This window comes from Wenzhouxiangella limi, assembly GCF_010499265.1.
In the GTDB taxonomy this organism is placed as follows: domain Bacteria; phylum Pseudomonadota; class Gammaproteobacteria; order Xanthomonadales; family Wenzhouxiangellaceae; genus Wenzhouxiangella; species Wenzhouxiangella limi.
Genome location: NZ_JAAGSC010000043.1, coordinates 1 through 7,792, shown reverse-complemented (window position 1 = coordinate 7,792; position 7,792 = coordinate 1). Strand labels below are relative to the sequence as shown.

The 7,792-nt window shown below is 61.4% G+C and carries 7 protein-coding genes and 1 pseudogene; 3 read left to right on the top strand and 5 right to left on the bottom strand.

The features are described from left to right. A pseudogene (locus G3I74_RS11915) lies at nucleotides 1–195 on the bottom strand (transposase domain-containing protein); the annotation flags it as partial. A gap of 176 nt (nucleotides 196–371) precedes the next feature. On the opposite strand from G3I74_RS11915, the gene G3I74_RS11910 reads away from it, so the two are divergent. From G3I74_RS11910 to G3I74_RS11900, 3 genes are read left to right on the top strand one after another with little or no spacing between them, the layout of a single operon-like run. Continuing rightward, nucleotides 372–1,619, top strand: a complete 1,248-nt coding sequence (locus tag G3I74_RS11910) for a tyrosine-type recombinase/integrase (RefSeq protein WP_164209422.1) — start codon at nucleotides 372–374, stop codon at nucleotides 1,617–1,619. Then, the gene (locus tag G3I74_RS11905; RefSeq protein ID WP_203594447.1) at nucleotides 1,616–2,566 is read left to right on the top strand and encodes a tyrosine-type recombinase/integrase; all 951 of its coding nucleotides are present in this window, start codon (nucleotides 1,616–1,618) and stop codon (nucleotides 2,564–2,566) included. The genes G3I74_RS11910 and G3I74_RS11905 overlap by 4 nt, the downstream gene beginning before the upstream one ends. After that, a complete protein-coding gene (locus G3I74_RS11900; RefSeq protein WP_164209419.1) occupies nucleotides 2,563–3,573 on the top strand; it encodes a tyrosine-type recombinase/integrase in 1,011 nt (336 codons plus the stop codon). Before G3I74_RS11905 ends, G3I74_RS11900 begins: the two co-directional genes overlap by 4 nt. On the opposite strand, the gene tnpC is transcribed toward G3I74_RS11900, so the two are convergent. From tnpC to G3I74_RS11880, 4 genes are all read right to left on the bottom strand, one after another. Further along, a complete protein-coding gene (tnpC, locus tag G3I74_RS11895) occupies nucleotides 3,574–4,998 on the bottom strand; it encodes an IS66 family transposase (RefSeq protein ID WP_164211837.1) in 1,425 nt (474 codons plus the stop codon). A gap of 18 nt (nucleotides 4,999–5,016) precedes the next feature. After that, the gene (gene tnpB / locus G3I74_RS11890) at nucleotides 5,017–5,388 is read right to left on the bottom strand and encodes an IS66 family insertion sequence element accessory protein TnpB (protein ID WP_164211836.1); all 372 of its coding nucleotides are present in this window, start codon (nucleotides 5,386–5,388) and stop codon (nucleotides 5,017–5,019) included. Further along, entirely contained in the window at nucleotides 5,372–5,683 is a 312-nt protein-coding gene (gene tnpA / locus G3I74_RS11885; protein ID WP_164211835.1) for an IS66 family insertion sequence element accessory protein TnpA, read from the bottom strand. Before tnpA ends, tnpB begins: the two co-directional genes overlap by 17 nt. Before the next feature lie 441 nt (nucleotides 5,684–6,124). Beyond that, nucleotides 6,125–7,792: vWA domain-containing protein (locus G3I74_RS11880; RefSeq protein WP_203594719.1), on the bottom strand; the 1,668-nt coding region annotated here is incomplete at its 5' end.

The window sequence follows — 7,792 nt, the reverse complement described above, 5'->3', positions numbered from 1 at the left end:
ACCCCCACCCTTGATCGCACCGGGCAGTAATGCGTCAATATCGTCGACGGTTTCAGCCAGCGGCAGTTCTTTGAAAACTCGGCGCAGGTAGGCATAGGGCTCGAGCCCGTGGCCCTTGGCGGTTTCGATCAGGCTGTAGAGGTTGGCGCTGGCACGGGCACCGGCCTGGGTTTGGGAGAACAGCCAGTTTTTGCGATTATGCCAACCTTTGCATAACAGAAATTATGCGCAGTGCCCGGTTATGCGAAGTCCACGGCGATCATCGGCTCGCCGGCGGCAGCCTGCCTACTCGCAACGCCATCGTTCCCGTTCTCGACTTTACATAAGCGTGCAGGCCTACTGCTCTGTCACCCTCAACGACAGGACAGCTTATGAACCGCTCCATCACGCCTCTCCGCCCGGATCTGACCCGATCGCTGCGAAACGGCCCGCTTGCCGGATGCGAGGCACCTTATAGAAAGTGGCTTGACGAACGCGGCTATGCCACCAGCACGTCGCGCGCGTACATCCTCTGCCTCACGCACTTCGCCAGGTGGGCGAGCGACCTGGGGGTCACGTGCGAGACCCTGTCTTGCTCGACTATTGCTCGCTTTATCGACGAGCACCTTCCTTGTTGTGACTGCCCACGCCCCGTACAGCGCAGTCGAGCGCAGGTTCGGGCGGCGCTGCGTCAGCTACAGCCGGCATTGGCGGCTGCAGGTATCACCTTTGTTGAGGCAGATCCCAATGCGGTAGAGCGCGAACTTGAGCGCTACGACGCCTTCCTGCGTGATCGTCGAGGCTTGGCCGCCAGCACACGATTGCATCGTCGGAAGATAATCCGGGACTTGCTCCAGCTCACAGCCGGTACAGGTGGCAGTTCGGCATGGCAAGAGGCGAGCCGACTGCGTCGGTTCGTGGCCGAGCGCGCTGATCGATGGTCGCCTGCGAGCCTGGGCACATTGACTGGCGCGCTGCGTAGCTACCTGCGCTACCGCGGATTGCTTGGGGACGATGTTGTCGCACTACTTCCGGTAATCGTATCCCCCGCGCAGTGGCGGTTATCCGCCTTGCCGGAGACACTTTCCGCCGACGAGGTCGAGAGCGTTCTCACATCGTTCGGCCCCTCGTTGCCGTCGTGGCGTCGCGGCCTAGCCATCGCACAATGTGTTGCCAGGCTCGGCCTGCGATCGGCCGAAGTGGTCGCTCTCGAGCTCGAAGATCTGGACTGGGACATCGGCACGATCCGCCTTCGTCACTGCAAGTCCCGGCGTGTCGATAGGTTGCCCATGCCAGTTCCTGTGGGCGAGGCGGTGATGAACTACCTCCGACACGAACGGCCGTCGTGCAAGAGTCGGAAGGTGTTTGTACGCCATGTTGCACCCGTGGAGAAACCGCTGCTGCCAGGGGTCGTCAAGAGCACTCTCCTCGCGGCATACACGCGCTGCGGGCTGCCCTACACACGCATACACATCCTCCGCCATAGCCTGGCAGCTCGTGTGCTCGCTGGTGGTGGCACACTCAAGGAAGTCGCAGACCTCCTACGGCATCGACACCTCGACACGACGCAGATCTATGCCAAAGTCGATTCAGGGCGGCTTGATGCTGTGGCGATGCCCTGGCCTGGGAGCGGCACGTGATCGCGGCTGGCGCCGTCGGGCGCGCGGTAGAGGACTATCTGTCTGAGCGGCAACGCCTCGGCTATCGGATGCACGACAGCGAGTTGCGCCGCTTCGCACGCTACGCAGACCAGCGCAACCACGCGGGGCCTCTCGACGCTGAGCTCCAGATCACTTGGGCGCGGCTGCATGTTCTGCGGACGACCGCCGGCACGGGAACACGACGTCTCGAGACATTGCGCCCGTTTGTGCGCTATTACCGGCAGTTCGAACCCGATTCTGTTGAAGTCGATCCGTGCCTCCTCGGACCGAAGCGCGGGCGGCTGACACCGCACATCTACACAACCGATGAGATCGACGCGCTGGTACGTGCCGCTGCCCGATTGAAGCCGTCGGACGCGCTGCGCCCGGCGACCTACGCAACGCTGCTCGGCCTTCTCGCGGCCACTGGCATGCGACGCTCAGAGGCGCTGAACTTACGCGACACAGACATCGATCCCGATGGCAGACGGCTAACAATCCGACTGACGAAGTTCCGCAAACATCGTCAGATACCACTTCATCCGAGCACGGCCGCGGCGCTGTTAGCTTATCGGCGAGAACGTGATCAGCAGTGGCCCCTTGCGCCGGAACGGTCGTTCTTCGTCGGCCGTGACGGCATGGCGGTGAACGCCAGCACACTCGCCGCTGTCTTCGTCAACCTTCGGCGCTCTCTCGGTTGGCGCGCACGAGGAGACTATGCCCAGCCCCGCCTCCACGATCTACGCCATACGTTTGCCGTGCACCGGCTATTGCGTTGGCATGAGGAAAATTTGCCGGTCGACCAGGGCATGTTGTGGCTGTGCACCTACCTCGGCCACGCGAAGATCAGCGACACATACTGGTACCTGACCGGCGTACCGGAACTCATGGCGACCGCAGGGCGCGCGTTCGAGGCGTTCACCCGTGATGCGGAGCAGCGCTCATGAGCACTGTCATTCCCCCCGGCCCCACGTTCCAGGCGCTAGTACAGACGTTCTTCACCAGCTACCTCATCGACCAGCGCGCAGTCAGCCCGCGCACCGTTACGACGTACCGCGACGCGTTCACCTTGCTGCTGGAGCATGCCGAGCGCACGCTCGGCAAGGCACCAGCCTCACTCGCGCTCGCCGATATTGATGAGACTTTGATCTTGAGCTTTCTGGACGATTTGGAGACGCGCCGCGGCAACGCGGTGCGCACGAGAAACGCTCGGCTTGCCGCGATCCGCTCGTTTCTGCAGTTCGCTACACATCGCGATGTGGCAAACCTGGCGACGATGACAGCGGCACTGTCGGTCCCAATGAAGCGCTTCGAGCGCCCGATCGTCGGCTTCCTCTCCCGCGAACAGATGTTCGCCGTGCTGGATCTGCCCGGTAAGGACTGGCTCGCGACGCGGGACCGTCTGCTGTTGCATCTGTTGTACAACTCCGGCGCGCGAGTCTCCGAACTGGTCTCGATACGCGTCGACGACATTGTCACTGATGACGGGGCGTGCGTACGCTTACTCGGTAAGGGACGCAAACGGCGTACAGTGCCATTGTGGAAGAATACCGCGAAGCGCGTACGTGCCTGGCTAGCGCTCGAGGGCGCGCCAACCGGCGAAGGGCCGCTACTGCCGACCCGTCAGGGCGCCTTTATGACGCGAGCGAACGCCGCGCAGCGACTCGCCATCGCGGTGAAGCACGCAACTGAGCGCCGCCCGGAACTTGCGATGCTCACTATTTCTCCGCACACGATCCGGCACACGACAGCGATGCACTTGCTGCAGTCCGGCGTGGACATCAGTGTTATCGCGCTCTGGCTCGGCCACGAGAGCCCTGCGACAACCCACCACTACGTCGAGGCCGATCTCGCCATGAAGGAGAGGGCGCTCGCGCGGCTTGAGGCACCGGAACACCCATCGTATCGGTACCGGCCGCCAGACAGCCTTATTGGCTTCCTTCGGGCGCTGTGATTATGTCAAGTGGAATCGCCTGTTCATCGAGCTATGAGGTAGTCGGGATCCGGTACTTCGCATAACCGGGCACTGCGCATAATTCCGGCCAATGGCGAACGGCCGGATGGCATTTTCGATGGCGTTGTTGTCGATCGGGTAGCGACCATCGTCGAGGTAGCGCACCAGCGCGGGCCACTGGGCCTGCAGATAATGCAGGGCCTGGCCGAGCTTGGTCTTGGGCGGGACCTGGGGTGCGGTTTTGGTCAACCAGGCCTGGAACTGATCGAGGATCGGGCGTGATTGCTGCTGGCGCAGCGCACGGCAAGCGTCCGGTTCCATGTCCCGGGCTTCCTGCTCGACCCGATAGAGCTTGCCGATCAGGGCCAGTGCCTGATCGGGTCGTCCGGTCTTGCCCTTGGGCTGGAGCTTGGCGGCCTCAAAGAACTTGCGCCGGGCATGGGTCCAGCAGCCTAAGCGGGTGATGCCGTGGGCCTGGCAGGCTGCGCCATAGCCTGAGTAACCATCGACCATCATCACACCGGCAAAGCCGTCCAGCCGTTCCATGGGAACGCGGCCCGACCGGGTCGGTTCGTAATGAAAAACGCGCAGGCGCTGCCCCGGCGGACCGGCGCCCATGACCCACATGTAGCTGGTGCTCTGTGGTGTCTTGTCGGGTTCCTTGAGGACCTGGACGGTGGTCTCGTCCATGCCGATGACGGGTTGTTCGAGGATCAGCTCGCTTAAGCGGTTGATCAGCGGCTGAACCAGCTGGCCGGACTGGATCATCCAGTGGGCCAGCGTGGTGCGGTCCAGCTCAATACCCAGTCGCTTGAGCTGCTCGGCCTGGCGATACAGCGGCAGGGCATCGGCGTACTTGGCCGTGGCGATGTAGGCCAGCAGGCCGGGGGCGGCCATGGACTTGCCCAGAGGCTGGGCTGGCTTGGCGGCGATGGCGACGTGCTGCTGGCAGCACGGACAGGCGTACTTCATGCGCACATGGCGGATGACCTTGACCTGGGCTGGAATGATATCGAGCTGCTCGGAGGTGTCTTGACCTATCAACTCCAGGGCGGTGCCGTCGTGCGGGCAGACCTTGTCGGCGTCGGGCAGGTCGTAGACGATCTCCTCGCGCGGCAGCTCTGGCGGCAGGGCCGGTCGGCCGCGGCGCTGCCGGGCATGGGGCGTGACGGGTACTTCGGGCGGCGCGGTCGCTTCGATCTCCTCGGCCTCGTTGAACAAGCCCAGCTGGGCGGCAGAGGCCTGCTCGCTGGTGCCTGCGAAGGTCTTGCGCTGGAAGGTGCGGATGATCTCTTCGAGCTGGCGGATGCGCTCGGCGCGGGCCTGCAGTTGAGTCTCCTGCTCGCTGATCCGGGCCTGCAGGGCGGCGATCCGGTCGGCCTCCGAAGGGCTGTCAGAGAGGGTATTCCGGGCGGCCGATAACATGGCTAAAGTATAGCATAATCAATAGCATGAGCCACCAACGGCGGCACTGAAATGCAGCTTCTGATGGCCTCTCATGGCCAGCACATCAAAGCCCTCGAGCAGCCAGTTGAACTCGCGCTCACCCCAGCGGATGATGCCATCGGCATGCTTGCGTGGCCATTGGAACCTGGCCTGCTCCAGGCGCTTGTACCAGAGGCAGTAGCCGATCTGGTCCCAGTAGAGCACCTTAAGCCGATCCCGGTGGCGGTTGCAGAAAACGTACAGGGCATCGGCAAAGGGATCCAGGCCCATCTGCTGCTCGACGATGGCCGACAGCCCATCGATCGACTTGCGAAAGTCCACCGGATCACGGTGCAGGTAGACCGTGGGCAGGTCACGCCATAGGCGCATCGGCCAGCTCCCGCATCAGTTGAGCGATCCAGGTCGGAGACGCTGACGCCGGTAGCGTCAGCTCCACGCCATGCCAGGAGACAACCATCGGTCCAGATGCTGGCCGCGCAACCGGTGGTGCCACCACCATCATGCCCTTGGCCGAATCCGTCTGCCGCAACGCCGCCCGACGGCGATAGAACGACTTCTGCGTCAGGCCGAGGCGCTGACAGAACTCAACCACCGACTCATGACCTGCTGCTTGCTGCGCGATCAGATCACGCCACTGAGCTGATGTCAGATACCGCCTTGCCACTGCTGCTCTCCATCTGCAACATCGATGGCATCAGCATAGCGATCAGGCGAGCGTTGAAAAGAGTGTGGGTTCTTCGGCGCTTACTCCTTATGCATCGGGGTTTCCTTTCACGGTCAGTGACTTATCGCTAAGCACATTTTACCGGATTGGAGACCCCGATCTCCTTCCTGTACGCCTAATTCCTCAGCAAATTCAGCTCTTTGCAAGAGACGAAAGAGAAAAATGGGGAGACGCTAGTCTTCGCAAAAATCCGATCAGATACGTTCAGTTGTAAATTGTTGAGGCAGAATCGTTAAACACTCTATTCTCACTGTACTTATGGAACTCGGCCGCTTGGCAGTAAGCGCTAGGTGCCGGTGGCATTAAAGACTGTATGCCCCACCATTTCACTGATGTCTATGGGTCGCGGGTGGTCGCATCGGACCACCCGGTTGTTACTCATCAGTTCACGCCGCCATTCGCCACGGCCTCGAATCGATCGTTGAAGAGGTTATCGCCGAGCTGATTGATCTCAGTGTCGCCACCCACCTCAAAGCCCTCGCCGTCGACGTTGAGACGACCGAAGAAGCTCTCGGCTTGCGCGTCAGCTGGAGGAATCAAGTCGTACTGTAGCGTGCGGTCCTGACCATCGAAGAACAAGCCCCAGTTGATCTGGCCCGTCTGCTCAACAAATACACCGCCTTCATTAATGTTCTCGACAGTCCAACCCTCGGGCGGGGTTTCAACCACGGCATAGACCACACCATTTTGGAGGCTGACCTCGATGGTGACGGTCATTGGCTGTTGCGGCAGGAACCCTGCGGGCAGTTGCCGTTCAGCTGTCGCTGCCACCTGCCGGGATGTCCAGGCGCTTCTCGCCTGCGTGCTGGCTACTTGGGCTGAGGCTGCGGCAATGCCGCTTGCAAACGGCGGATCAAGATTCGGGTCAAAGAAGTAATCTTCGCCGTTTAACCATAGGGTGCCTGCCACAACCGCGTAATCAAGTGGGATCGGGCTCGGCTCGACAGGCCAGCCTCGATCGTTCTTCCAGGCCGCGCCATAGGCGGTCAGCTCGTTGATATCGACCCGGAAATCACCGTTCAGATCACCCGGGAAGAAGTTCCCTACCTCTAGACTCTCCTGGCCACAGACGGCCTCCTCGCGAATGCCGAAGCTGGTGGTTCCGATAAACTGCACGGTGCCGCTAGCAGCATTCGTCTGGGCGTTGTAGCTCAGGGTGAGTGTCTGGTTGGACGACAGGCCATCCCATTGGATGGTACTGGTCTGACTGTCAAACACCCCGCCCTGTGTGATGTCAGTCGCCGTCCAGCCGGCGGGCAGTTGTTCAACAATGCTGAAGGTGTCTGTCTGGCCCGCGCTATCGAGCTCGATCGAGATCGGATTATTGACGCTCAAGCCGTAAGCGATCGGCAGGCTCCGCTCCGCCGCGCACGTCCCGCCGCAGGGCGAGCTGGCTTGGGTATAGTCCCGGCTCTCGTCATCACTCAGCCCCTGATCCGCTACGGTGATACCAATCGTGTGCGGCCGGCCATCGGCAACTGGTGGCTGCCAGCTCAGGACATACTGGTTGTTGAGCAGGTCACCAATATTGGCCAGCAGCGCGCCCAGGTTGGCTGACGTGGCATCCTGAAAGGCAAGACCGCCACTTTGGGTGGCAATGGAATCCAGAACATTCGGGTCAGCATTGCCAAAGCCGATGGTAAAGACCGGTGTGCCAGCGGCGATGGCCGCATCAATGGCCTGTGCTTTGCTGCGTGAACTTCTGTTATCACGACCGTCGGTGAACAGCACGATCGCTTTACGTCCAGTAGCGGTTTGGCTGTAGGCTGCCGCATCGGCAACCGCATCGTAGATCGCGGTTGACCCCTGGAGCGTGATCGAATTGACCGCACCGCTTGCCAGGGCTTTATCCGTGGTGAAGTCTTGCAGCCGATCGATGTTGCCGTTGAACTGCCATATCGCCACTTCATCGTCGTTGGCCAGCAAACCGATGAAATCGTTGGCTGCCGATTGCATATTCATCAAGTCAGCGTTTGACAGGCTGGTGCTGCGGTCGATGACAATACTGACCGCCAAACGGGAACTGCTGCCGGTACTGACTGTGCTCAA

Excerpts from the sequence above, each read along its gene's own strand:
- G3I74_RS11900 (WP_164209419.1), top strand. The coding sequence starts at position 2,563 with ATGAGCACTGTCATTCCCCCCGGCCCCACGTTCCAGGCGCTAGTACAG.
- G3I74_RS11910 (WP_164209422.1), top strand. The coding sequence starts at position 372 with ATGAACCGCTCCATCACGCCTCTCCGCCCGGATCTGACCCGATCGCTG.
- tnpC (WP_164211837.1), bottom strand. The coding sequence starts at position 4,998 with ATGTTATCGGCCGCCCGGAATACCCTCTCTGACAGCCCTTCGGAGGCC.
- tnpB (WP_164211836.1), bottom strand. The coding sequence starts at position 5,388 with ATGCGCCTATGGCGTGACCTGCCCACGGTCTACCTGCACCGTGATCCG.